Below are 25,851 nucleotides of genomic sequence, written 5' to 3'. Positions count from 1 at the left end.
AACTATGACAAACGGCAAACCAATGAGTATACTTTAACCTTCTGAACCCTAATCATCCGATCATGTCCCGTAAGCAACGCATTGAAGACCATTTGATGAGCCAATTGGCGCCCCTTCATCTTTCTGTGGAGAATGAGTCCCACCGTCATCATGTGCCGGAAGGGGCGGAAACTCATTTTAAAGTCATCGCTGTGAGCGATCAGTTTACCTCCTTAAACCGGGTTGCCCGCCACCGCCTGCTTAACCGTTTGCTCGCTGAAGAATTGCAAACCGGATTGCACGCCTTGAGCCTGCACCTGTATTCTCCGGCCGAATGGCAGGACAAGGAAGGAAAGGTCATGAACTCCCCGGCTTGCCGCGATGGGTATCGTCATGGGTAACACAGCAAAGCCGCCCATTTACTGGCAAACCGAATGGGTGCTGAAGCCCGTATCGCGAGGATTTCATTTGATTACGCCGGCTCTCCATGAGCAACTCAGGCAAGCGCCGGTCATTCATACCGGCCTTGTCCATTTATTCCTTAAGCACACCTCCGCTTCACTGGCCATCAGTGAGAACACCTGCACCGATGTGCCCATGGATTTGGAAACCCACTTAAACCGCCTGGTTCCAGACGACAATCAACTGTATCGGCACACCCTCGAGGGCGAGGACGACATGCCCGCGCACATTAAAAATGCCCTGTTGGGCGCAAGCCTCACACTGCCTGTCTGCGAAGGGAGGCTGATGCTTGGGCAATGGCAGGGTATTTTTCTGGCGGAACATCGCAACGCAGCACCTGCACGGCGATTAGTCATCACCGTGCATGGAATATAATCAGGATGGCTGTGCAATAGAGGAAGAAGGCGATGCTTCTTTTTGAGGGGTGTTTTTTGCATGATGAGTTCCCGCACTGTAGAACGTCGCTGCCAGATTGGTGCCCATGGCCACCCCTTCCATAAGGAGTGTTGAGCTGCTGACGTCATTGCAATTGCTCACGGCTTGACCAAAAACCAGTCCAGCGTAAGCCACATTAACTACCATACTGGCGAATTGACCCAACCCATACTCACCGCTGAGAGCAACACCCGTGGCCAGATTCAATAAGAGGCTGGCGCCATAGATCGCGGTGTTGGCTTCCGGGTTGGTGATGAAATCCACTACGGCCAAAATGCCAACAGCAACATTAACCCCTTGCGCAATCGCATTGACACGGTGTTGTTGATTAAAAAAAGTCCAGCCCATGGTGTACTCCTTATTAAAATGACTCTTTATTTAACCGCAATGCCATGGAACTGACAAGGTTTTATGGTACAGTGAATCAGACGAATAAAATAAAAAACGCTTTTCTTAGACGGCTTGCGCCTCTATAATGCTTACCTTTTTGACAATTCTGCAACCTGCCTCGCCTATGAAATCCTGGTCTACACAAAAAATATCGACATTTGCTCTGGTTCTACTGATCACCGGCGCCATTGACAGCATCAGGAATTTACCGGGCACCGCCCTGTTTGGCTCCTCCCTCATTTTCTTTTTTATTTTCTCAGCCATCGTTTTTTTAATTCCTGTCGCACTCGTTGCCGCAGAATTGTCTTCGACCTGGTCTGATGAAGAAGGCGGCATCTACAGTTGGGTTCGCCATGCCTTTGGAGAAAACGTCGCTTTTTTTACCATTTGGTTGCAATGGATTAATACCATGGTCTGGTACCCGACCATCCTCTCGTTTATCGCGGGTACGCTGGCCTATCTGATAAATCCGGCGCTCGCTGAACATAAATTTTACCTTATCAGCGTGATTCTCATCATTTTCTGGTCGTTAACCCTGCTCGGCTTAACCGGCATTCGCGCCTCCGCCGCCTTTGCCAGTGTCTGCGCCATTTTTGGTATGATTCTGCCCATGGGACTCATTATATTTCTGGCCTTCATCTGGTTAATCAAAGGCCACCCTCTCGCCATCGACTTAAGCTTTTCCCATTTGATTCCGCATTGGAAAGACACGCAATCCTGGGTCTCACTCACGGCAATCATGACCTCATTTCTTGGTATGGAACTGGCGGCCGTTCATGTACGGAATGTTCGCGATCCGCAAAAAAACTTCCCCCGCGCCATGTTTTTTTCGGTTCTGTTGATTTTAACCACCATGATTTTCGGTTCATTGGCCATCGCCTTTGTATTACCGCAAAAGGAAATCAATCTGGTGGATGGCGTTATGCAGGCTTTCACCAACTTTTTTGAAGCCTACCATTTGAGTGCGTTGATGCCGGTTGTTGTCGGCTTATTGCTGTTGGGTAGTTTGGGCAGCATGGTCAACTGGATTATTTCACCAGCCAAAGGCATGTTGCTGGCGGCGGACAATGGCTTTTTACCGCATTGGCTTTATCGATTAAACCGCCATGGTGTCGCCTCCCGTATTCTGATTCTGCAGGCAGTATTAGTCACTCTGCTTTGTGGCGGCTTCCTGCTGTTCCCTACCATCAATGCCATTTACTGGCTATTTACCGCCTTAAGCACGGAACTCTATATTCTGATGTACGTGTTGATGTTTATCGCCGCGTTTCGACTGAAAAGCAAATTTGCCGACAAACCCCGCCCCTTTAAAATACCGCTGGGCCGTTTTGGTTATTACCTGACCTGCCTGTTGGGTTTAACAGGCTGCGTTATTACTTTAATCATTGGGTTTATTCCCCCGGAAAGCAACATGGACATGGGCGATGCCAGCCATTACCGTCTGGTGTTTGCCTGCGGCATTGTGCTCATGATTATTCCGGCCTTTTTCCTGTACCTGCGACGACTTCATTTACAGAAAAAGCATCAATAATGTCAGGTCTTTTTCTCTAAGGAGAGCACGTGCCGTACCGCACCCATGCTTTACAATATTGATACATTTCTTTAATATTCTCTTAAGCCTGCAATGGTATCTTTATCTCACCAAAGGCCCGACTCAAATAATAAGGTGTACATGAATGGGTAAAGAGTTTGATAAGGCGTTAAACGCGCTTGATAAAATAGAAAAAATTTTATCCGTTGTTGAAACCATCACTCCTTTTCCACCACACAGTCTTGATGCTTATCGTCTTTGTGCCCAATCCCTTCGTTCTCAACTGTCAAGCCTGTCTGAAAGTGAACCGAATTCTGATGTGAAACACAGTCTGGTCAAACTCAAATCGCTCATTAAAAATAGTATTGTAAGCCATCTGGATAACATCACAGCCCCATTGCACCTGACCTGGAATCCATCCCCGGAAAACACACTTTCGCTTACCGAATTGGAAATGCTCGCAGAAAACCTGGCCGCTAAACTCATCGATCACAATCGGACCATCACCAAATCACTCAAAATGCTGCGTAAAAAAATAGCTGCCAGGGCGCCACAGGAACTGCTTGTGGAATTTGATGGGATAATAACGAAACTGGAACAATCTCCTGCAAGCCCCGTTTTGCCGGAAACCATCCATTGTTTAAAAAAGAAAGCGAAGGCGTATAAAAGCAAACCCAAAACCTTAGCTGCCCCCATAGAAGAAGCAAAAGAACCGCAATCCCCTTTGCTTAAGACGATCGAAGTCCTACGGGCTCAACTTGAAGAACAGCTTGAAATTCATACCCAATTGGCCAAACAGTCGTTTTTACCCAGCTTCTCAGAGGATTGTCTGCTGTCTGACTGGGTAACCCGTTACCAGGAAAAAACCATTGACGCGGATAAGGCAAGGCTTTTTATTACTGGCCGAATCCAACATACCCTGGAATACCCTGACTACCATGACATTTTAATCAGCGAATTGCAGCGCACGATAGGCCTGCTCAAAGAGACTAACCAGCAGCGAAACGAACTGGCAGAAAAAATCCTTGCCCGTGAAGCCCTGGTTTATCCCCCAGAGCTTGATCCGGCCGTGCTGGAGCAACTCATGCTGACTGCCAAAATTGCGCTTAAAAAACAGTTTGAAACCTTTCTGCTGACTTTTTGCGTTATCGACATTAACAACAAAGACGATAAAGATACCCCGTTTTTTGTTAAAAATCTGCTGCAATTCACTAACGAATTAAAGCAAAAATTTCAAAAATACCCTGCCATCGTTCATTCCGGCGCGCTCGACAAGCTTCATGATCAATTGCTGATGCACCTCGGTGAAAAAAAGCGCTTTTTGCTTTTGCGCACCGCATTATCCAAAATGGAAGCGAAAGACATCAGCGCGTTAAGCAACGAATTGTTAGATGTCGCCCTGCCGCCCAAAATCGATAGACAAATGTACAGCAAGGCCATTGCTGCTTATTATAACCTGACTGCGTTTATTGATGGATTTCCCATTCAATCCATTAAAAATTACCATGTTTTAAAAGAGATTAATGTACAAGAGCACCTTCAAATCCTGAGCAAAGAGAAAATGATTTTAAGCGATATCGATGCGCTCACGGAGGGGCTTTCAGAGTATTTTCATCTGTTGCCTGAAGTATTGGGCGAGCATGGTCCCTGGAAATCAGCACGTAAACTGCTGGGCGAATTGGAGACTTTCCGTTCCGAAGTGGAGAATGAGGCCGGCCCATACGGTGAGGAGAGGGAAAAAATTCTTGAACTGGTTTCTCCCTTAGACAGAGTTCACCAGTTGGCTTCTTTACAGGAAAAACGACTGGACCAAATCGCAAACCGCACGAAAATTTTAATAGAACTGCAAAAGCAAGCCGCTCCATTAATCCAAATGCTCAAACAACAATTTGAAGAGAAGAAAAAGGGATTAAGACAGCGCTTGAATGACGAACTGGTCGATGCCGAGGCTGCATTGCGTTTTATTCAATCCACTCCCGAACTGACTTTCAACGAACAGGAAACGAGCGAATTTAAGAGCGCTGTGGAACTGGCCACCAAGCTGATGAGCACAGTCGCTGAGAGTAAAGAGAACCTCTTCAAGTTAAGACGGGAGACTGACGTTGCAATTAATCAATTAAAAAGTCAGACCGAACAGGTAAAAGAAAAACTTAAAGCCCATATAACGCCTTGTTTCAATAAAGCCAACGCGCTCTACGAGAACTACCCTTACCCGCTTCTGGATGAGGACAATCCCCTGCAATTCAGTCTAAAAAAAGCGCATGAAAACTTGAAAAAAACGCTTGGAACACTGGATAGGGCCTTTGCCGGTTTAGATACACTGCAAGGGAGTGAGTTTAAGGAATGGGCCAACCGATGGAAGCTGGGAGAAACACGATTCATCTCGGCATTTGAGCACTACCAACAAAAGATCCTGGACGCCATGGAAATTGAGCGGCGTTTAAAAACAAAGACTTATAAGACATCCTGTGAAATCCTGGCCAAGCTTGAAACAGAGTTTGAACGCCTGACCCAGAAATACATTGACCAGGCTATCCATAAAACCTCCAATGAGAACGAATTAGCACAGCTTCAACAGCTTAAATCCCTGCCCAAGCTCCCACTGGTGGAGTGTAAAAAAACCCTGATGGACAGAGTGGACCCCAGACTTCACACCCTGGCCAGCATGCATGCGGAGTTTAGAGGAATCAATCAGGATTACATTAATGAAAATGTCCGTTTAAGCCAGGATGAAACCTATTTTTCCGAGTTAAAAGCCAGTGCGGACAAGCACTTCAGAAATAACAACATGGAGAAACTGTCAGACGGCATACGCCACAAATGGGTGCAGTTTCTGCGAATCAATGTCTTTAAACCCCTGCAGGCCTTGTCGTTTAATCTTGGCAATTATTTAAAATCACGAAGCCAGGAACTTTTCTTTGTAACCTTTGGCGCCTGCCGTACTGAAAGAGAGCTGGCTGAATTCGGTCATGACTTATCCAGCCGCCTGGTGTCTCCGGCGGCTTGATCAGGCGGTAAGGTACTCTCTCGCCAACTGCAAATCGTCGGCGGTGTTAATGTCCTGCAGGGGCTTCACACAGGCTTCGTCTACCCGAATGGTGTACCCTGCCCATAACACCCTCAGTTGCTCAAGCGCTTCAAGCCGCTCCAGTTCGCAGGGAGGCCAGGCAGTTAACTGGATTAAAAAAGCAGCGCGGTAAGCATACAAGCCAATATGCCTATACACCATGCGCAGGCTCTCCCTGTCCTCACGATGAGCAGGAACAGGGCTGCGCGAAAAATAGAGGGCATGATTAAACTGATTCCGCACCACTTTAACGACATTGGGGTTATAAAGCTGCTCCAAATCGTCAAGGGGCCAGCACAGCGTCGCCATCGGCGTTTCCGCCTTGGCTAAGCTGTCGGCTACCTGTCTTATTAATTGCGGCGCAATAAACGGCTCATCGCCCTGCACATTGACGATGATATCGTCCTCACGGTATTCCCCGTTTTGGACAACCTCAGCAATACGATCCGTACCGCTCTGATGATCAATGGAAGTCATCATGACCTTCGCCCCAAAGGCTTCAGCGTGCATTGCAATGTCGTCATTGTCCGTGGCGATGACAATGGACCTGGGCTTCGCCTGCACGGCCTGACGGTAAACCCGCTCAATCACCGTGATGTCTGCAATTTTCATCATTAATTTGCCGGGCAAACGCGACGATTGATAGCGCGCCGGAATCACCACATGAAAGTCAGTCATAATTTTTCTTTCTCATCCAGGGGAATGAGGCGGCCTTCCTGCTCCAGCATAACCGGAATGCCGTCCCGAATAGGGTAAGCCAGACGGTCGAAACGGCAAATCAATTCCTCGTCTTTTAATAACAGCTTACCCTTGCACAATGGGCATACCAACACATCCAATAAACGCTTATCCACGCGCTTCTCCTTGAGTAACCTTATTACGAATGTACACGGGTGAAGCCTCTTTTGCGTCAACCGCCTTGATTTTCTGAGCCTGCACCAATCGAATCATGGCCGGTGCCTGGGGAAAAATTGATTTTTCAATGCTTATTTTATCGATGATTTGCGCGCTCAATTGCGAACGGTAAGCGTCAAATCCGGCGCCGGCAAGCACAATGGATTCCGTATCCGGTACAGGAATATCGGCCGCATCGCTGACCTGCTCTTCGACGTCAAGGGTGGCGTCAGTAAAACAGGCCCAGTACAGTTGCTGCATACGGGCATCCAGCAAGGCCAGTACCGGCTGACCGCCCCAGGGGATCTGGTGCTGATGTAGGTACTCTTCCGCTATCGCCGCCAGGCTGCTGACAGGATACAGCGGCAGATCATGAGCATAAGCCAGACCTTTAGCCACACTGCAGGCAATACGCAAACCGGTGAAACTGCCAGGTCCCCGCCCGAAAGCGATGCCATCCAATTGCGGCAGGGAGCAACCCGCCTGGTTTAACAGACGCTCAATGGCAGGCAGAATGAATTGGCCATGCAGGCGTTCAGCCTGATGGCTTTCATGCCATAAGCGTCCATTAACCGATAAGCCAATGGAAGCCTCTGCAGTGGATGTGTCAATCGCCAGCAAGTTCATGATTTAAAGCCAATTCGTTAATAAAATGAAGCACCCGGGTAAGCTCACGGGTTTTTCGCAGCACAGGTAAACTAGCAAAAATCTGCCGCCCATATTCCCGACCAGTCAGCCTGGGGTCAGCCAGCATCAACACGCCTTTGTCCGTGACATCACGAATGAGCCGGCCTACCCCCTGTTTTAATGCCAGCACCGCTGCCGGCAGCGACAATTCATCAAAACCGGACAGACCGCGTGCTTTGTAATAAGCCATTTTACCACGAATCACCGGATCCACCGGACTCGCAAAAGGCAACTTGTCGATAATGACGCAGGACAAGGCCTCGCCTTTCACATCCACCCCTTCCCAGAATGTGGATGTCCCCAGTAAAACCGCATTACCCATCTGCCGAAAACGCGCCAGTAAAATAGGTTTCGCTTCATCACCCTGAATTAAAAGCGGATAGTTTAAAGTATTGTGCAGTAGTTGAGCAACCAATTTTAATGCCCGGTGACTGGTAAACAGGAAAAAGCAGCGCCCGCCACAGGCGTTAATCACGGGCACTGCCTTGTCGAGCAGGGCCTCATAGTAACGATGATCTTTGGGATCCGGCAAATGGCGGGGAAGGTACAGCAGGGCCTGCTGCTGGTAATCAAACGGACTCGGCAGTGTCAGGGTTTCCGCCCCGGTCAAACCCAGGGGCTTTAAAAAGCAATCAAAGGAAGCGGCCATGGTTAATGTCGCGGACGTAAACACATAGGCGCCTTGTTTTTGTGCCAGCAACTGATGGAATGAGTCAGCCACATCAAAGGGGGTAGCGTGCCACACCAGGGTATGCTTGAAACGCTCCAGCCAGCGGATATGGCTTGAGTCTTTGTCCGCAAACCGCTGCATAATAGCCTGATAGTCCTGAAGACGGGCAATGCAACGTGCAACGCCGGCTTCGCGTTCAATACCCGCCTCTTCAATGGCCGCCGCCAATTGCTGGAAAAAATGAAGCAAAGACTCCCAGGCAGCGATAAAACCCTTCTTTTTCGACACATCCTCCCAGGCCATGCGTTCTTCATAACCAGTCAAGGTCAGATGCAATTGATCAATGATTTTGTCAAGCTCGGTACTCATGGCTTTGAACGGGCGATTCGGCAAATCCAGCACCGGCCATTCGCGCAATAAATCCTCAAGCAGATCCGTAAGTTGACGTGTACCCAAGCGTTCGCCGTTAAAATTGGCTGCGATCTCTGCCAATTGATGGGCCTCATCAAACACCACCACATCCACGCCAGGTAATAATTCGCCGAATCCTTCCTCTTTAAGCCTTGAATCCGCGAAAAACAGGTGATGATTAATCACCACAATATCCGCTTCCATGGCTCGTTTGCGGGCTTTGACTAAAAAACAGTCCTGATAAAACTGGCATTCACCGCCCAGGCAATTTTCAGCGGTCGAGGTCACATAAGGCCAGGCCGGAGAATCTTCACTGATTTCCGGAAGTTCAGAGCGTTCGCCAGCCGTTAACAAGGGTAATTTTTCATGCACATTGAGAATGTCATTGACGCACTGTGGATTGACAAAACGCCCTTCCTCCGTATGCAATTGCGTTCGGTAGCGGCAAATGTAATTGGCTCGGCCTTTTAAATTCTGTACGCGGACAGAAAGGCCAAGCGCCCTGACTAACAGAGGTAAATCTTTTTGAAACAGTTGATCCTGAAGGGTTTTGGTGGCAGTGGATATCAGCGCTTTTTTGCCGCTTAAAAGGCAGGGAATCAGGTAGGCAAAGGTTTTACCGGTTCCGGTACCCGCCTCGGCGACCAGGGTTGATTGCTCCATGATGGCTTTGGCAATGGCTGAGGCTAATTCAATCTGCGCCTGCCGTGCTACGAAGCCCGGAATGGCCGTACTGAGGCGCCCTTTTGCACCTAAAACCCGTTGGCAATCCGCTATCGCGTCCTCTGCGACGACGGGATTTATTTCGGCCACTCTTTTTCGAGGTACTGAAGCTTGTCAGTGACATTTTCCCAGGACTTGGCATCCTCAGGCGCTTCTTTTTTGGATGTAATGTTGGGCCATTGCGGAGCAAGTTCGGCATTCAAAGCCTGGAACTGTTTTTGCTCCTCCGTCAAATCATCTTCAGAGACAATGGCCTGAACCGGGCATTCGGGTTCGCACAATGCACAATCAATGCACTCATCCGGATGAATAACCAGGAAATTGGGCCCCTCATAAAAACAATCGACCGGGCATACTTCCACGCAATCGGTGTATTTACATTTAATGCAATTTTCAGTGACTACAAAGGTCATATATCAACTCTTAAGCCTTTATCAGATGATGCTTATTAAAGCATAAATCAGCCTGTTTCTGCCAGCATTGAATACAATGGGCACGTTCGGTATTTAGCTGCCCTGAATCAACATTCAAACCACAGTTTAGGTCCCAGAGGCACGATCTGGGTGGGGTTAATGGTTTTGTGGCTGAAATAATAATGCTGTTTGATGTGAGTCCAATTCACTGTGTCGCGAATACCGGGGATGTCATACAATTTGGCAAGATAGGCCTGCAGGGCTGGGTAATCACAGATACGGCATTGATTGGTTTTAAAATGACCATAATAGACGGCATCAAACCGAACCAGTGTCGTAAACAGCCGCCAATCCGCCTCCGTTAATTGCTCCCCCACCAGCCAGGCATGATGTTGCAGATGCGCTTCCAAATCATCCAGGGTCGCGAATAATTCAGTATAGGCTTCGTCATACGCGGACTGAGTGGTGGCGAAACCACAGCGATAGACGCCGTTGTTGACCGTGCGGTAAATGGTATCATTCACCGAATCGATTGCGGACCTTAAGGCCTCTGGATAAAAATCCTGTTCATCACCCGTTAAGTGATTAAAGGCTGAATTAAATTGGCGGATGATAGCCGCGGATTCATTGCTGACGATGGTTTTGTTTTTTTTATCCCAGAGTACCGGCACGGTAACCCGTCCCGTGTAATCCGGGATCGCCTTGACATAAATCTCGTAGAGGTAACGTAAACCATACAGCGTATCGCCCGTGGCTCCCATGCCCTGTTTGAATTCCCAACCGTGCTCAAGCATGTGCGGATGCACAATGGACAGGCTGATGTAGTCCTCAAGCTTTTTAAGCTTTCTGAAAATGAGTGTTCGGTGTGCCCAGGGACATGCCAGAGAAACATAAAGGTGGTAACGATCCTTCTCAGCCGGAAATAGCGCCTGGGCATCTGCTTCAATCGCCCGGTTAAACTGCGCCGACTCGCGTTTGAAGGCACCGCCCGTTTTGGCAGTGTCATACCATTGATCACGCCATTGTCCCTCAACCAATAATCCCATGGTCTCTCCTTGGGTCAGCCTAACAGGAAACGGAAACTTTTCTGAATTTCATTCAAACTGAATTTATTAAGAAACAGGGAAAAACTCATCCACGCACTTAAGGCGGCCAAATCACGGAAAGGCGGCGGGAGATAAACCGGTGCCGTAAGCAGATTCATGTTGCGCAATTCGTTAAGCAGCGGCAAATCATCCAGCACCAGCTTTCCGGCAAACAATAACGGAATGGAATCGATGTGCCGTTGACTGATGGCAAAACGGATGAAGTTATAAATCATCACGAAGCCTTTGGCATAGGAAAGATCTTTGGTAAATGGCCCGCCATCCGGCGTGCTGCCGCGGAATACGCGCACGGTTTGATTGTAACTGTCATCCTCGCTTAATCCGCACTCGATAAAATAGCGGTAAATATCAACAAAGGTAGCGCCCTGCCTGACCTTGTCCAGCGCGATCACCCGATTGGTAATTTTGCGTATGCGGCCAGGATAAGACGAAAAGGTAACCACCTCTGTGATCACAGCCAACCCTTCCTGAATCACACTGCTCGAAGGCGAGCCTTTCGATAGAAAAAAGCAATAAGGCTGCGTGGCGCCATTTAAGGTGGTGCCGACATGCACCCAGCCTTCGTGGACTTCCAGGTAACGAAGATCCCTGTCGCTGAACATGGCCTGCTGGCTTAATTTGATGCTGTCAGCGCCCGCGGCCGCATCAGCGACCATGTCGTCACTGACCATCACGGTAATCTTGCCAGGATGTTGGGAAAAGAAGGAGCTTAAGCGCGACTCGAGTATGGCCTGCGCCTCCTGCGGGGTATACCGTTTCATGTCCGCATCGGATTGCAATTGCACATCAAGGGCGGTTAACACGTCAAACAGAAGTGTACCAAGCTCAGACAGGCGGGGACCTCCTGAGTAAAAGGCATCGTCAGGGCTGCCATACAGCTCCATTGACAATTCAGAAAAGGCAGGAGTACCACGCGCTTCCAGCATCTGCACGGCGCGGCAATACTCCTCGCACTGGCGCTTAATCAGGCGGGTAACGGGCGAATACTGCCCCAGTTGATTGATGGTGTCGCGTAAAATCAGACGGAATTCTTCCTGCTTTTCAACGGCATCAAAAGGTAAGGGTTTTCCCAGGTAGTAATCCCGGTTGATTAAAGGCAACTGTTGGGCTTTCTTTTGGAAAAAGTCTTTCTTGATGCTTTCATCCCATTTGATGCTGTCTAAAATGCGAATTTTACGTTGCGCCTCCACCAGCCTTCTGGAGATATCCTGAATTATTTCTGACTCATTGGTTTCCATAGACATACGCGTCAACCTCAATAGTTGGCCGCTCCTTTGCTGCTTTATTCAATCTTAGCAGATGGCGGCTCAATACTCACATTGGCTTTCTTATCCTGAGCGGGTAAATCGTAAAAATGGCTGACATTGTCGCTCGTCAACGGTGACGGCACCACAAGGCCCGGCCCATTACGGCTCTGCAGGTATTTCTGATCGCTGTTGTTTTTAAAATGCGAACACCCGCCGGCAATCAATGCTAAAAAAACGATAAAACTGACTTTTTTCACAACAAACCTCTTCATTATATCAATTGTAATTTTTTCAATACCTGTTCAAGCTCAGGTTGATGCGCCTCACTCAAACAGGTCATGGGCAGACGTAATTCGCTGCTGATTAAGCCCATTTTACTCAAGGCCCATTTGGCAGGAATGGGATTGGACTCGATGAACAACAACTTGTGCAATGGCGCCAACTGCTCATTCAGACGCAGGGTGCCGGCCTGATCATCATCAAAGGCTGCATCACAAAGCTTCGCCATCTGGCGGGCAGCCACATTGGCTGTGACGGAAATCACCCCTTTGGCTCCGGCTAAAAGCCACTGCGCCGCGGTTTCATCGTCACCACTGTACACATCAATGCTGTCACCGCACAGCCTTAAAATCTGCTGCAGACGCGACATATTACCCGTTGCTTCCTTAATGCCGATGATATTGGAAATTTTGGCAAGACGAGCCACGGTTTCCGGCAATAAATCACAGGCTGTTCTGCCCGGAACATTGTAAAGAATAATGGGAATAGCCACAGCAGAGGCAATCCGACTGTAGTGTTGATAAAGTCCTTCCTGAGTGGGTTTAATGTAGGCTGGCGTCATGATGAGCGCAGCATGAGCCCCGCATTCCATGGCCATTTGGGTTAAATGGATGCACTCTTTCGTCGCATTGGCAGCGGTACCGGCAATGACAGGAATGCGTTCGCGCGCCTGGTCAATCACGGTTTTGATCACCAGTATTTTTTCATCGCGGTTTAATGTGCCGGCCTCTCCCGTTGTTCCGGCTGCGACAATGGCATGCGTGCCGGCGCTGATGTGAAACTCAACCAGCTCCCGCAAACGCTTCACATCCACCTTGTCATCCAGTAACGGCGTGACTAAAGCCACAATGCTGCCACGAAACATAACCCCCCCTGATTCACGTTTGAATTACCCAATACTACTGGTGCCCCGATAATTTCTCAAGTTCGAATCCACAAACCAGGAAAAACAAATAATGCACAAATTGATTTAATTTGTACTAATATGACTAATGAAGTAACAAAAAGAAAGGAAATTTACCATGAGAAAAACACTGCCTATAGTACTCTTTATAGGATTATCCACAACAATCCTTGGTGGATGCACCTCAACACAGGTAGGCACAGCCGCAGGCGCAGGTATTGGTGCCGGCATAGGTTATGCCGTTTCTGGCGGCGACGCCCTGGGTACTGCCATTGGCGCAGGGGCTGGTGCATTGATCGGCAACCAAATCGGCCAACAGGAAGACAGACGCCGTTACTATCGTTACTATTATTACTAATAGTCCTTTTGCCTCAATCCTTATCAGGATGTGTTGAGGCAAAATAAAAATTCATTGCTATACTGATTCTGTTACTGGTTTAATCGATCGGATAAACGGAATAAATTTCAACCTGAAAAACCAATGGGTTTGTTCAGGTTGACGCATTGACAACCGCTTTAAAGAGGCGCTTGATAAGAACGATAACAACAAGGAATGTTAGTATGCAATTAAAAAATAAAGTGTCTGTGGTCACAGGGGCTGCCAGCGGCATTGGCAGGGAAATTGCCCACCTTTATGCCCGCGAAGGCAGCAAGGTCGCCATTGCCGATTTAAACCTGGACCAGGCCCAGGTGGTGGCCGATGAAATTAAGGCCAAAGGCGGTCAAGCCATGGCTGTCGCCATGAATGTAACCGATGAAGAACAGGTCAATAACGGCATTGATGCCGTCGCGGATCAGTTTGGCGGTGTTGATGTGCTGGTCAGTAATGCCGGCATTCAGATCATCGAGTCCGTCGACAAGCTGTCTTTTTCTAACTGGAAAAAAATGCTGGCCATTCATCTCGACGGTGCTTTTTTAACCACCCGCGCGGCATTGAAATACATGTACCGAGCCAATAGCGGCAGCATTATCTACATGGGCTCTGTCCATTCCAAGGAAGCCTCACTGTTAAAAGCCCCTTACGTGACAGCCAAGCACGGTCTTTTAGGCTTATGCCGCGTCGTGGCCAAAGAAGGCGCTGCACATGGCGTACGCGCTAATGTCATTTGCCCGGGTTTTGTCCGCACCCCGCTGGTTGACAAACAAATCCCCGAACAGGCCAAAGAATTGGGCATTTCCGAGGAAGAGGTGATTAAAAAAGTGATGTTGAAAGAAACCGTGGACGGTAAATTCACCACGACGGGTGACGTGGCCGAGACCGCTTTGTTTTTTGCCTCTTTTAAATCCAATGCGCTCACAGGCCAATCGCTTATTGTCAGTCACGGCTGGGTAATGGAATAGTGGCTGCGCGGCTTAAACCGAACCGCCAGCATGATTATCTGGCGTGTTCTTTACAGGGAGGCGGCGCCCTTGGCACTTACCAGGTGGGTGTCCTAAAGGCGCTGCAGGAAGCCAATTATTTTCCAGACTGGTTTGTCGGGACCTCCATCGGCGCGATCAATGCCGCCCTGGCCGCAGGCAATCCGCCAGAGGACCGTTTCCAGAAAATGCTGTCGTTTTGGGAAAGTGTCACCACACCCACCTTTTTTGATGTGGATGCCTGGCACAACGATCATGCCGGACGACGCTGGGAACATTTCATGTCCGCTCAATCCGCTTTATGGTTTGGGCAGCCAGGATTCTTTACGCCGCGCTGCCCCCAGCCGGAATTGAGCATGGAAAATGCCATCGACAAAATCAGCTATTACGATACTTCCGCACTGAAAGGCACCCTCGAGCGGTTGATTGATTTTGATCGCATCAATGCGGGTGAAACTCGATTGAGCGTCGGTGCGGTTGAAGTCTGCTCCGGATCCGTTGTCTACTTTGATTCGGCGAAAGAAACCCTTGGCCCCGAACACATCATGGCCAGCGGCGCCCTGCCCCCCGGTTTTCCTGCCATTGAAATTGAAGGCAAATTCTATTGGGACGGCGGGATTTCCAGCAACTCCCCAATCAGTTATGTATTGAGCCAGAATCCATCCAAAACCCTGTTGTGCTTTATGGTTCATTTGTTTAACTCACTGGGGTTAAAACCGTCTTCCATGGATGAAGTGCTGAAGCGTAAAAAAGACATCGAGTATTCAAGCCGCTTTGTTGAAATTGTCAACATGCACAAAGAAATCCACTCGCTGAAATACCGCATTAAACTGCTGTCTGAATTTATTCCTGAACAAGCCAAGGAGAAAAATCCCGAGGTGGAAGACTGCCTAAGCTGCGGCTGTGATAAAACGGTGGCGCTGGTTCGCTTCCTTTACCCGGGTGACGACACGGATTTAGCGTCGAAGGATTATGAATTCTCACGTAAATCCGTGATGCAACGCATTGCCGCCGGCTACCGTGATGGCCGCCGCGGCCTTGAAAAATCACCCTGGCTTGCCGAAATACCCGAACTGTCAGGCATTGAAGTCTATGATATGGCAGTCACACCCACTCATCTCACAGGAGTTTTATCATGAAGGAATCCGATGTCAAAGATCAGGCCTTTGCCATGCCGTTTACCTGCCCCTGCTATCCCCGCGGTCCTTATCGATTTATTAACCGCGAATACTTGATTGTGACTTATGAAACCGACATGGATTTGCTGCGCGAAGTGGTGCCTGAACCGTTGGAAGTCACGGAGCCTCTGGTTAAATTTGAATTTATCCGCATGCCGGACTCCACTGGTTTTGGCGATTACACTGAATCAGGCCAGGTTATTCCCGTGCGTTTTCAGGGCAAAAACGGCGGCTATACCCATGCCATGTTTTTAGATGATCTGCCCCCCATTGCCGGTGGTCGGGAAATCTGGGGATTCCCCAAAAAACTGGCCCAACCCACGCTGGTTGTTGACAAAGAAGTCTTAGTCGGTACGCTGGATTATGGCCACACCCGCATTGCCACTGCCACCATGGGCTACAAGTTTCAGGCGCTGGACAGTAAAAAAGTGGCCGAATCCATGTCAACACCCAATTATTTATTGAAAATCATTCCTCACGTCGATGGTACGACCCGCATCTGCGAACTCGTGGAGTACTATCTTACCGATTTGACGGTCAAAGGCGCATGGACAGGACCGGCACAACTGGAACTCTTCCATCATGCCTTAGCCCCTGTCGCGTCCCTGCCGGTTAAGCGGGTCGTGAATGCCGTGCACCTGCAATCGGATTTGACCCTGCCTTACGGCAAAGTGGTTCATGACTACATGAATCAGTAACACAATCAGAAAGGTATGTTTTTTGCTTTTAAAATGGAGATTGTATGTAAGCATCCTGCATTACGCTAGATAGGAAATTATTACATGCTTATTATTATCGGTTACATCGTGATTCTGCTTTGTGTTTTTGGCGGCTTTGCCTTAGCCGGGGGGCATCTGGCGGCCGTTTTTCAGCCGCTGGAATTGCTTATTATCGGTGGCGCCGCGGTAGGCGCCCTGATTGTGGGCAACAGCCCCTCTGTTTTAAAAGCAATCGGCAGAGCCTTGCCGGCGGTATTCAAGGGCCAGAAATCAGAGAAAGTGATGTACATGGATTTGCTGGCGCTGCTTTATGCGCTGCTGAACAAATCCCGTCAGGAAGGATTGATGTCGTTGGAAACCGATGTCGATGATCCAGCGAACAGTCCCATTTTCACTAATTTTCCGCGTCTGATGGCCAAACACCACATCATTGAATTCATCTGCGATTATTTTCGCTTGATCATTACCTCCAATCTCCAGCCTCATCAATTGGAAGCCTTGATGGACAGCGAGATTGAAACCCACCATAACGAAGAAATGATCCCGGCCCAGGCCATCACCAAATTGGCAGACGGTATGCCGGCTTTCGGGATTGTCGCCGCGGTATTGGGGGTGGTGCATACCATGGAATCCATTCACCTGCCGCCTGCGGAACTGGGGGTTTTAGTGGCGCATGCTCTGGTAGGGACTTTTCTGGGTATCCTGCTGGGTTATGGTTTCGTCGGTCCGGTCGCCAATGCCATGGAACAACGCGCCAACTCATCCCAGCTCATGCTGAATTGCATTAAAGTCACTATACTTGCCAGCATGAACAACAATCCACCGATTATTGCCACCGAATTTGGACGCAAAGTGTTGTTTTCTGCTTCAAGGCCATCGTTTAACGAGCTGAATGAACAAATCAAATCAGCATCGACGATTGCCAAACCCGAAAGTGAATAAGTAACAAGAGGTTCGTGTGGACGGCAACGACAGCAAAGACAAGGATAAGGAAGCCCATCCCCCTATTATCCGTAAAATCAAGAAACACGGGCATGGTCATCATGGCGGCTCCTGGAAGATTGCCTACGCCGACTTTGTCACGGCCATGATGGCGTTCTTTTTGCTCATGTGGTTGCTGGCCTCCCTCAATAAAGCGCAGAAAGAAGGTTTATCCGAGTATTTCAAACAACCGTTAAAAATCGCCCTGCTCGGCGGCGACAGCATGGGTTCGCGTGACATCAGCGTGCAGGGCGGAGGACAAAACATTGAAAAGAAAGACGGCCAGGTTTCAGCCAGTAATCAGCCTATCAATGAAAAAAAGGAATCAGCCAAGATCAAGGATCCAGGGAGTCAGGCCGAGGAGATGAAGCAGCTTGAGAAATTGAAATCCGACATCATGTTGGCCATGGCCAAAGATCCGGCACTGGCCGATCTCAAAGATCAGTTGCTCATGGATGTGGTTTCCGAAGGCTTACGCATTCAACTGATAGACAATAAAAACCGCCCCATGTTTGATATGGGAAGCGATAAAATGGACCCGCAGATGCAGCAGATCCTCATTAAAATTGCCAAGCTCCTTAATAAAATGCCAAACAAGGTCAGCATTCAGGGTCATACGGACGGTCACCCGTATCAGAATCCCGAAGATTTGGAATTGACGAACTGGGAACTGTCGACGCTGCGCGCCAACACTGCACGCCGGGCCTTGGTTAAGGCCGGGATGAAAGAAGACAAGGTTCTTGAAGTGACGGGCTTCGCCTCAACAGTGCTGTTCGACAAAGCCGACCCGTTTAACCCCAATAACCGACGCATCAGTATCATTGTGATGAAAAAAGAAGCCGAGCAACAATTGCTTAAAAAAGTAGCGCCGAAAGCCTCCGACCAAAAAATCAGCCTGCCCGATACCTCGCCTGCCAAAGCCGAGACTACCCCCACGCCTTCCCCGACGCCAACCCCTGCCAAGACGCCATGAGGCGCTAAGCAGTGACCTCGGAACTCATGATGCATTCCCCCTGCTCGCCCAGCATAAGCATAACGCGGGTTTTAAACGGCTTGTAGATGTGAAAAATAATGCGATACACAATCACTTTCTCATCGCCAATTGGCTGGGTTGTCGGGGAAATGTCCGACATGAAGGCATAATAGCTGCTTAATCCCAAAGGATGCAGGGTGTAATTGACTTTTTCTGATTTTAACTGCCTTAAGTAAGCCAAACCGCGGTTGCGTGAAAAATCATAATCATAGTCAACCACCACATCGGCATTATGAAGAAAGGAGGGGCACTGGTTATCCCGTTCAATCGTGGTCAATTGGAGCTGCACACGGCCCTGTTCAGGCGCGGCTTCACCAGACAAACTGGTGACGAGAAGCAATAGAAAAAGTAATTTTTTCATAATCCTGCTGTCGTTAACTGAAACGTTAAACTTACCGTTCAGCAGGAAAAATAACAAGTCTTTGAATTCAGACCATCAGGACTGGGGTCGACTGAGCATGGAGTTGAACCACGGTTTTTTCATCCTGCCGGCAGGACTTACTAAATAATCCATTCTCTCTGGGGGCTTGGATGATGGGTTTCGCCAGTTGCTGATCCACGAGACCAGTCAGGCTGACCTGGGTATGAGTCCCGCCAAACAGGCCTCGAATCTGGCGGATAATCCACAGTTCGGAGCGTAATTGCCTGATGTATTGCAGTTGCGGCGCCTTATCGACATTCAGCGCCTTTCTGAAATCGAATAAAATCGTGCGCAGCTTAGGGTTATCGGCCTGGGCTTCAATGAAGGTTTCTAAAGCGGAAATGGCCAAATCCTTCCTCATTTTGAGGGTAAAGCGCTCGTCTTCACCAATGGTTTGAAACACCGACAGCAATTCAGCCAGACTGGCCGCTTTTTGTGCCCTGCTCAGATGGGCTGTAGGGAGGCTATAATCCGACAATTGCTGGCGGAGATCGTGGGACATGGAGTGCTTAACTCCCTGCCTGAGTAAATGATTGGCTATAAAAAACGGGTTTTTCCTGGGATCGTCTGAGGCTGGTTTTTTTTCTTCCGCCTGCGAAATCTGGCTCATCACCAGCTGCATGGGAGTCATGCCGTCTTCATTTTTTTTGCGGGCAAACTGGCTAAATGCATCCCAGGTTTCATCATAACGGTAATCGCCAAGGCGAATGGCGGCATGCAGGGGGGTGTCTTTTTCCTTGAAACCCTTGCCTTTATCGGTGCATAACGTGTGGTGAAAAGCCGTTTCCTTCTTAAACTCAACCTGTAATTTTTCTTTAGTCAGGGGGGCGACACCAGTAAAAATTTCATTCTCAATGGTATCGAGGGGATTATCGCCGTCCACATGAAGGCTTTCAACAAAATGGCGAAATTCGGTAATCGAAAAAAGCACCGCCCGCAAACGGGCCTGCCTTGCGACAACTGCATTGGTAATTAAGGTGATTTGGGCGCGATCAGCGGGGTTATTGTGATCAAAGCCTTTTGCCACATCGTCTTCAATGAGTTGGCGGGGAATAAGAATATGCTTGTAAAATTCCTGCCATTTGGCGCGTACAAATTCAGGATTGGTCGACAACGCGAAAACGCGGTAATTTCGTTGCTATCATTGTAAACTTTCGGATCAAACGGTTTAACGAACAACCGGCGGCTGGTCGGCCAGTAATGATTCTGTGAATCCAGCAATTTGGGAAAATGAAGTAAATCCCGCTCGGTAATGCTAAAGGCGTTCTTCTGATAGAGCCAGTTAGCCACCCGGGCATGCCCATGCGACATCACGCTGTCGGCCATCATCAGGTCATGATCGATTTTCATGAAAACAACGTGGGGTTTATAGCCTTTCTCAGTCAGTTTTTTTGTTATGTAAAAACAAAAATTACCCTTATGCAGATCATCTTCTTCGAGCGTGTAAGCAGTCGCAAGCACGCTGGCTAAGGAAGCCATATCGAATGTCAGGCTTCCTTCCTTGAAAGCGCTGGTTAAACGGGTAAAAAATCCGGGTGGGAGGTCATTAAAAAAATGAATGGGAATTTGATTGGGCTCAGGATAAACCCTGGATTGAAGCTCGATGGTGCCATCTGGACCAATGGCATAAAACTCAGCCTCGTCCCCTTCGCGCTCACCGGCCGTGTAGCCAAGGTACTTTGACAACACCCCGGTAATTTTGCCCTTATCTTTGACCAACGCCTGAACGGCTGTCAGCCGGGGTTTTAAGAAACGTGAGGCAAGCCCGCTGAAAGCCACTTCCATTTGCGAAGCCAGCGTTTCACCGTGTTTGTTTTCTTTATAAAAAATGCTTTGGGAAGTAGATTGGGTACTAAGTTTTGCCTTATAAATGACATGCCCTGTGCGTTTTAGCACTTTTTTGTCTTTAATATGGTCTAGGTCTACCCATTCCGGCATGATACTCGAGGCAATACAGCATAGTTGAGTATAATTTTATCAGTTTTGAGGCTGATTGAAAAGCCCTGCCTGATCAAAATTTGGATTTTTCATCTTCCTCAATGGTCAAATCCACTTCGCCGCCAATGCCGCGCTCTTCCGACAGGCGAATCTGCAGGCCCACGTTATTTTTAGAATCAGCAAAGCGGATGGCGTTTTCCTTACTGATTTTGCCGGACTTGTATAAATCAAACAAGGCCTGGTCAAAGGTCTGCATGCCCTGTTCGCGCGAGCGCGCCATGACTTCCTTGATTTCATCGACCTTGCCTTTTTCTATCAAATCGGCGATGTAAGGCGAATTAATCATGATTTCCACGGCGGGAACCCGCTGTTTGTGCAAGCCCGGTATCAGCCGCAGTGAAATGATGGCGCGTAAGTTCAATGATAAATCGAGCAGCAACTGGTGTCTTGCATCTTCAGGGAAAAAGTTAAGGATGCGGTCCATGGTTTGGTTGGCGTTGTTCGCATGGAGGGTGGATAAGCACAAATGCCCGGTTTCAGCATAGGAAATGGCATGCTTCATGGTGTTGCGATCGCGGATTTCCCCGATGAGGATGACATCGGGTGCTTCGCGCATGGCATTTTTTAAGGCATTGTCGTAATCCAGGGTATCAATACCCACTTCCCGTTGGTCAACAATCGACTTTTTGTGCTTGTAAAGGTATTCAATCGGATCCTCGATAGTCAAAATATGACCGCGATGATTTTCATTGCGATAATCAATCATCGCCGCCAGCGTGGTGGATTTCCCTGAACTGGTTGACCCCACCACCAGCACCAATCCCCGAAGCTCCATAACAATGGAGTTTAATACTGCCGGTAGCTGCAATTCTTCAATGGTCGGAATAATGCCTTTAATGTAACGAACGACCATGGCGGTTTCACCGCGTTGCCTGAAAAGATTGACCCGGAAACGGCCTATCCCGCCAATGGAAATCGCCATGTTGAGTTCCATGGTGGCTTCGAATTCCTTGCGTTGCTCGTCATTCATGATGGAGGCCGCGATTTCAGCCATTTGCTGGGATTTAAGCGGTGCCTGCCCAATGGGTGAGGTAATGCCTTCTATTTTAATATTGGGCGGTGCGCCTACGCTGAAGAAAAGGTCCGATGCCCCACGATCAACCATCAATTTAAAGAAAGGTGTTATATCCATATAGTCCCAGCCACTGTTCTTTTTATATCTTAATTGTAGATAAAAAAATCAATTAAGCAATTTTGCGCTAAAATTAACACGAGTGACATAATTTTTCTCCAGTGGTTCTTCCCAGATGTACCGCGGATTTACAGGTGTTGATCATTATGAGACATTTTTCACACGAATCAGTGCACATCCCTAATCCACGCCTGCTGGCTGCCGTTTATTTTGCCCTGATTGCCATTGTATTGACGATTGTAGTCAGCACAGTGCTTTATGCTTTGGGATTTGACCAATCGATGCACATCGTTAAGGCCATTTTTTTAGGAGGCTTGGTCGCTGCCTTTTTTGGCGCATTGTTTGGGCGCCGTCTTTTAAGCTTAAGACAGCCCTGCTGGCATAAAGCCTTCTTGTTAGGCTTTTTAATGGCCATGGCCGCTATACCTGTTTATGACTTAGGTCTCCTTTATCTGATGAAAGATCTACCGCAAAATGCCTTTAATGAAGCATCTTTTGAACAAATCGTGGTGATGTATTTGTTTGTCGTGGCCGAGAGCTATATACTGGCAGGATGGGGGCTGGGCTTAATCATCGGGTTGGCGGCAGTGTTCTTGCGAAATAAAATCATTTATACCCTGCTGCACATTGAAAACAATCCGCAACGGTTAAGGTACAACCGCAGCCAGAGAAGCTATAAACGCAAACTGCGGGCGCGTCACCATTAAAAGGGGTAACCATTGGCTAATCAATCATCGCTCAATACCCGGGTTATCGGGGCTGTGTTTTTTGGGGTATTCGCCCTGTTGTTTCTTTTTTTTGCCAAATACACCGTCTTAAGCCTGTATGGGCGGCAAATTCTCCCGGTATTTCCGGCTCTTTTTTATGCAGTATTCATTGGCGGCCTGACCGGGGCGGTTTTTGGCGACACCCTGGCTCAACCTGGCCGCTGGTGGCGAGCCGTGCTCTGGGGCTTGCTCATTGCTGTTCTCGTCCTGCTGGCAATAAGCTTCGGCACGTTTCTCCATACCTATTATTACGATCCTGCCTTCATGAGCCGCGCGCAGCACTGGCAGGACTATTTTGTCATTTTTGGCGTGATTTTTCTGTCCATGCTGCTGGTTTTAGGCTTATGGCTTATTCCCCTGCTTGCTTTAGCCGCCCTTTATTTTAACCAGCGTTTTATACCGGGCATCAGAGCCGTCGAACAACATCAGATTCACGCATCAAAGGCAGTAAAAACCACGGATGACGACTCTCAATAATCGACAGGAGCTGCTGCTTAAGATGGCTGAGGGGGCCTGCGTCATTACCCCCAACAACCGCTTGGCCATGCAATTGCTCAATGACTACGCCTCAGCAGCATTATCCCCTGTGCTGGCCAAGCCAGCCTGTATTTCCTATCAGGCGTTTTTAGTGTCCCTGTACAAGCGTTTTGCCCAGAACAATCATCCGGCCCCGCGCTTGCTAAGCACGGAGCAATGCCGTTTTTTATGGCAACAGATTCTGACAGAACACTTAGGCTCTGCCCCCAACCAGGGGTTGATTCAACAGGTGCAGGACAGCTGGGCCCGTTGTCATTTATGGCAGATAAGCAACCCGCACCCAGCCTTTGAAAGCACCGCGCAAACCCGTCTGTTTCAACAGTGGCGAACCCGGATGGAGCAGCGGCTGCATGCCCTTCACGCGATAACAGCCGAGCAATGGGTGCCTTATTTTTTAACGCAGTCCGGCAACCACCTGCCTGACACCCTCATCTGGGCGTGTTTTGACGATTACACGCCACAGCAGCAGGCTTTGCAGGCTTATTTTGCCGCCCGGGATGTCACGCAGCATCACATTGACTGGTTACAATCAAATAATGAAACCCGGGTTTATGCAGCCAAAGACAATACCGATGAATACCGGCAACTGCTTTACTGGCTTCATGAGCAAGTAAGCCAGGGCCGGCAGCGGATTGGCGTTGTTGTCCCTGATTTGCAGCAGCAGGCTCCGGCGCTTTACCGGTTAATGACCGACCATTTTCCCGCTGATGCCTTTAATTTGTCGCTGGGACGAACCCTTAGCGATTACTCCTTAGTCAGCCATGCCCTAAGCTGGTTAAGCCTGGAGAGTGACCTCCTGACCCGTCAGCAGGCCACTCTCCTGCTGTACTCTCCTTTCCTGGGTCATTCGCAAAGTGAATTCCTGAAACGCGCACACCATGGCCAACACAGTCCCCTGCTGCGGGAAATGCGGCTTGATTTTTCGCTATTCCTTCACCAATTGGCTTCGGAGGCACCGAAGCTCGCTGCGTTGCTGAAAAACCTGCACGCCTATCCCGCCACGGCGACGCCGCAGCAATGGGTTCATCATTTTCATCAGCGGCTTAGTCAGTTGCAGTTCCCGGGCGAATACCCGCTGGATTCCGCGAATTACCAATGTTATCAGCGTTTTTTACTGCTGCTGGATGAGTTTAAGGCCCTGGAATTTCTCGCCCCTCCCATGGAAAAAAAGCAGGCCCTGACCGTGTTGACCGAGTTGGCGAAGGGGAGCATTTTTCAACCGCAAAAAAGCACGTCCGCCCCCATTCAAATCATGGGATTACTGGAAGCGGCAGGGCTTGCGTTTGATTGCCTGTGGGTCAGCGGTCTCACGGAGGATTGCCTGCCGCAGAAAACGAGGCCTTCCGCCTTTATTCCGCTGTCCCTGCAACGTGACAGGCAGATGCCCTACGCTCTGCCTGACCGCGAATTTGATTTGGCAGAAAAAACCTTAAACAGGCTCCGCAACGCGGCGGCAGAGTGCATCTTAAGCTATCCCAGCCAGACACAGGACAAACCCAACCGGCCGAGCCCGCTGCTGAAAGGCATTCCTTCCTGCGAGCCTTTTTCCATACCATCGATTCAGGCTAAGCCCTCTGCCCTGGAAAGCGTAACGGAAGAATACCTTTTTCCCGTCCAGGATGGGGAAGCGGTTGCCGGCGGTACAGCATTACTGGCCAATCAGGCCAAATGCCCCTTCCGTGCGTTCGCGGCCCACCGCCTTCATGCCAAAGCGGCCGCCGAAGTCTCCGACGGGCCCGATGCCAGGGAAAGAGGACAAATCATTCATCAGGTCATGGAAATCCTCTGGACTTTTTTGAAGGATCAGGCGTCACTGCTCAGTAAAACAGGGGAGGCGCTGGATGAATTCATTGAAAAGGCAATCGAGCAGGCACTTCAACCTTACACCCGTACCAGAAAACACTCGTTCCCGCCGCTGATTCAGACGGTGGAAGTCAAGCGTCTTAAACGCCTCGTGCATGCCAGCCTTGAATGGGAAAGGCAACGCCCTGCTTTTGCGGTAGAGGCGCTGGAAGAACACTTCAACCTGCCTTTGTCAGGGATTGATTTTAAGGTACGCATTGACCGCATGGACAGAATGGAAAACGGCAAACAATGGGTCATCGACTATAAAAGCAGTATCCAAAGCACCCCCTGGAATGAAGAACGTCCCACCGAACCCCAATTGCTGCTTTACGCGCTGCTCAGTGACAGCATCAATACCATTTTGTTTGCTGAACTTAAAAACGGTCAGTTGCAATGCCGGGGCTTAAGCGAGGAGAAACAGGAACTGGCAGGCATCAGTTCCCTTAAAAGGGAGGAGTCCTGGTCAGACTGCCGTCTGCGCTGGCGGCAGCAATTGAGCGCTCTGGCCGATGAATTTGTCCAGGGCCATTGCCCACCCAAACCCGCCAAAGAAAGCCTCTGCCAGTTGTGTGATTTTCAAAGCCTCTGCCGTTTTGGCGCAGAGGGTACATCGGGTGAAATACAGTAAAACCCGTCCCCTATTTCTGTTTAAAACAGCTTCATCCAATTGAATTCTCCTAACC

General features: G+C 49.1%; 26 protein-coding genes. 13 read left to right on the top strand and 13 right to left on the bottom strand.

Annotated features, from left to right (window positions below; translation table 11 throughout):
* The first annotated feature begins 62 nt into the window (after positions 1–62).
* Complete coding sequence (locus tag Lrub_RS10710) at positions 63–380, top strand: BolA family protein (protein WP_058532090.1); 318 nt, start codon at positions 63–65, stop codon at positions 378–380.
* A complete protein-coding gene (locus Lrub_RS10705; protein WP_193392356.1) occupies positions 373–816 on the top strand; it encodes a secondary thiamine-phosphate synthase enzyme YjbQ in 444 nt (147 codons plus the stop codon). The genes Lrub_RS10710 and Lrub_RS10705 overlap by 8 nt, the downstream gene beginning before the upstream one ends.
* Here the strand turns inward: Lrub_RS10705 and Lrub_RS10700 are convergent, their stop codons facing one another.
* Positions 817–1,224 (bottom strand): hypothetical protein, encoded by a 408-nt coding sequence (locus tag Lrub_RS10700; RefSeq protein WP_058532089.1) that lies wholly within the window; start codon positions 1,222–1,224, stop codon positions 817–819.
* 166 nt (positions 1,225–1,390) lie between these two features.
* Here Lrub_RS10700 and Lrub_RS10695 point away from each other — a divergent pair, with 166 nt between their 5' ends.
* Together Lrub_RS10695 and Lrub_RS10690 are read left to right on the top strand one after the other, a co-directional pair.
* Positions 1,391–2,797 (top strand): amino acid permease, encoded by a 1,407-nt coding sequence (locus Lrub_RS10695; protein WP_058532287.1) that lies wholly within the window; start codon positions 1,391–1,393, stop codon positions 2,795–2,797.
* A 145-nt stretch (positions 2,798–2,942) separates the two neighbouring features.
* Positions 2,943–5,804, top strand: a complete 2,862-nt coding sequence (locus Lrub_RS10690; protein ID WP_058532088.1) for a hypothetical protein — start codon at positions 2,943–2,945, stop codon at positions 5,802–5,804.
* On the opposite strand, the gene kdsB is transcribed toward Lrub_RS10690, so the two are convergent.
* The 9 genes from kdsB to dapA all read right to left on the bottom strand — a co-directional run bounded on the left by kdsB (position 5,805) and on the right by dapA (position 13,159).
* Entirely contained in the window at positions 5,805–6,545 is a 741-nt protein-coding gene (kdsB, locus tag Lrub_RS10685; protein WP_133134036.1) for a 3-deoxy-manno-octulosonate cytidylyltransferase, read from the bottom strand.
* The gene (locus Lrub_RS10680; RefSeq protein WP_058532086.1) at positions 6,539–6,718 is read right to left on the bottom strand and encodes a Trm112 family protein; all 180 of its coding nucleotides are present in this window, start codon (positions 6,716–6,718) and stop codon (positions 6,539–6,541) included. The genes kdsB and Lrub_RS10680 overlap by 7 nt, the downstream gene beginning before the upstream one ends.
* Positions 6,711–7,385 (bottom strand): tRNA (adenosine(37)-N6)-threonylcarbamoyltransferase complex dimerization subunit type 1 TsaB, encoded by a 675-nt coding sequence (gene tsaB, locus Lrub_RS10675; protein ID WP_058532085.1) that lies wholly within the window; start codon positions 7,383–7,385, stop codon positions 6,711–6,713. Before tsaB ends, Lrub_RS10680 begins: the two co-directional genes overlap by 8 nt.
* Positions 7,366–9,339 (bottom strand): DNA repair helicase YoaA, encoded by a 1,974-nt coding sequence (locus tag Lrub_RS10670; RefSeq protein ID WP_272946955.1) that lies wholly within the window; start codon positions 9,337–9,339, stop codon positions 7,366–7,368. Before Lrub_RS10670 ends, tsaB begins: the two co-directional genes overlap by 20 nt.
* Positions 9,327–9,662, bottom strand: coding sequence for a ferredoxin FdxA (fdxA, locus tag Lrub_RS10665; protein ID WP_058532084.1), 336 nt, complete (start codon positions 9,660–9,662; stop codon positions 9,327–9,329). Before fdxA ends, Lrub_RS10670 begins: the two co-directional genes overlap by 13 nt.
* A gap of 107 nt (positions 9,663–9,769) precedes the next feature.
* Positions 9,770–10,708, bottom strand: a complete 939-nt coding sequence (locus Lrub_RS10660) for a glutathione S-transferase family protein (protein WP_058532083.1) — start codon at positions 10,706–10,708, stop codon at positions 9,770–9,772.
* 14 nt (positions 10,709–10,722) lie between these two features.
* On the bottom strand, positions 10,723–12,012 hold the full coding sequence (locus tag Lrub_RS10655; protein ID WP_058532082.1) for a flavohemoglobin expression-modulating QEGLA motif protein: 1,290 nt from the start codon (positions 12,010–12,012) through the stop codon (positions 10,723–10,725).
* A gap of 38 nt (positions 12,013–12,050) precedes the next feature.
* On the bottom strand, positions 12,051–12,272 hold the full coding sequence (locus tag Lrub_RS10650; RefSeq protein WP_058532285.1) for a hypothetical protein: 222 nt from the start codon (positions 12,270–12,272) through the stop codon (positions 12,051–12,053).
* A gap of 14 nt (positions 12,273–12,286) precedes the next feature.
* A complete protein-coding gene (dapA, locus tag Lrub_RS10645) occupies positions 12,287–13,159 on the bottom strand; it encodes a 4-hydroxy-tetrahydrodipicolinate synthase (protein WP_058532081.1) in 873 nt (290 codons plus the stop codon).
* Between the two features lie 157 nt (positions 13,160–13,316).
* On the opposite strand from dapA, the gene Lrub_RS10640 reads away from it, so the two are divergent.
* The 6 genes from Lrub_RS10640 to motB all read left to right on the top strand — a co-directional run bounded on the left by Lrub_RS10640 (position 13,317) and on the right by motB (position 18,408).
* Positions 13,317–13,556 carry a glycine zipper domain-containing protein gene (locus Lrub_RS10640; protein ID WP_058532080.1) on the top strand — a complete coding sequence of 80 codons (240 nt, stop codon included), beginning with the start codon at positions 13,317–13,319 and terminating at the stop codon, positions 13,554–13,556.
* 203 nt (positions 13,557–13,759) lie between these two features.
* Positions 13,760–14,539: a 3-hydroxybutyrate dehydrogenase gene (locus Lrub_RS10635; RefSeq protein ID WP_058532079.1), complete on the top strand. Its 780-nt coding sequence runs from the start codon at positions 13,760–13,762 to the stop codon at positions 14,537–14,539.
* Positions 14,539–15,696: a patatin-like phospholipase family protein gene (locus tag Lrub_RS10630; protein WP_058532078.1), complete on the top strand. Its 1,158-nt coding sequence runs from the start codon at positions 14,539–14,541 to the stop codon at positions 15,694–15,696. The genes Lrub_RS10635 and Lrub_RS10630 overlap by 1 nt, the downstream gene beginning before the upstream one ends.
* Complete coding sequence (locus tag Lrub_RS10625) at positions 15,693–16,433, top strand: acetoacetate decarboxylase (protein WP_058532077.1); 741 nt, start codon at positions 15,693–15,695, stop codon at positions 16,431–16,433. Before Lrub_RS10630 ends, Lrub_RS10625 begins: the two co-directional genes overlap by 4 nt.
* 84 nt (positions 16,434–16,517) lie before the next feature.
* A complete protein-coding gene (gene motA / locus Lrub_RS10620) occupies positions 16,518–17,396 on the top strand; it encodes a flagellar motor stator protein MotA (protein WP_058532076.1) in 879 nt (292 codons plus the stop codon).
* Between the two features lie 16 nt (positions 17,397–17,412).
* Positions 17,413–18,408, top strand: coding sequence for a flagellar motor protein MotB (gene motB, locus Lrub_RS10615; RefSeq protein WP_065235746.1), 996 nt, complete (start codon positions 17,413–17,415; stop codon positions 18,406–18,408).
* 4 nt (positions 18,409–18,412) lie between these two features.
* Here motB and Lrub_RS10610 read toward each other — a convergent pair whose 3' ends face one another.
* The 3 genes from Lrub_RS10610 to Lrub_RS10595 form a co-directional block, all read right to left on the bottom strand.
* Complete coding sequence (locus Lrub_RS10610; RefSeq protein ID WP_058532075.1) at positions 18,413–18,829, bottom strand: hypothetical protein; 417 nt, start codon at positions 18,827–18,829, stop codon at positions 18,413–18,415.
* A gap of 67 nt (positions 18,830–18,896) precedes the next feature.
* A complete protein-coding gene (locus Lrub_RS10605) occupies positions 18,897–20,003 on the bottom strand; it encodes a hypothetical protein (RefSeq protein ID WP_156413044.1) in 1,107 nt (368 codons plus the stop codon).
* A gap of 897 nt (positions 20,004–20,900) precedes the next feature.
* Positions 20,901–22,019, bottom strand: coding sequence for a PilT/PilU family type 4a pilus ATPase (locus tag Lrub_RS10595; protein WP_058532072.1), 1,119 nt, complete (start codon positions 22,017–22,019; stop codon positions 20,901–20,903).
* A gap of 146 nt (positions 22,020–22,165) precedes the next feature.
* On the opposite strand from Lrub_RS10595, the gene Lrub_RS10590 reads away from it, so the two are divergent.
* The 3 genes from Lrub_RS10590 to Lrub_RS10580 are packed head-to-tail and all read left to right on the top strand — an operon-like array spanning position 22,166 to position 25,796.
* Positions 22,166–22,726, top strand: coding sequence for a hypothetical protein (locus tag Lrub_RS10590; protein ID WP_058532071.1), 561 nt, complete (start codon positions 22,166–22,168; stop codon positions 22,724–22,726).
* A 12-nt stretch (positions 22,727–22,738) separates the two neighbouring features.
* Positions 22,739–23,263, top strand: a complete 525-nt coding sequence (locus Lrub_RS10585) for a hypothetical protein (protein ID WP_058532070.1) — start codon at positions 22,739–22,741, stop codon at positions 23,261–23,263.
* Positions 23,247–25,796, top strand: coding sequence for a PD-(D/E)XK nuclease family protein (locus Lrub_RS10580; protein WP_058532069.1), 2,550 nt, complete (start codon positions 23,247–23,249; stop codon positions 25,794–25,796). The genes Lrub_RS10585 and Lrub_RS10580 overlap by 17 nt, the downstream gene beginning before the upstream one ends.
* The last annotated feature ends 55 nt before the right edge of the window (positions 25,797–25,851 follow it).

Origin of the sequence: Legionella rubrilucens, from assembly GCF_001468125.1 — a bacterium.
GTDB classification, from domain to species: domain Bacteria; phylum Pseudomonadota; class Gammaproteobacteria; order Legionellales; family Legionellaceae; genus Legionella_C; species Legionella_C rubrilucens.
This window is presented reverse-complemented; position numbering and strand designations above follow the sequence as displayed.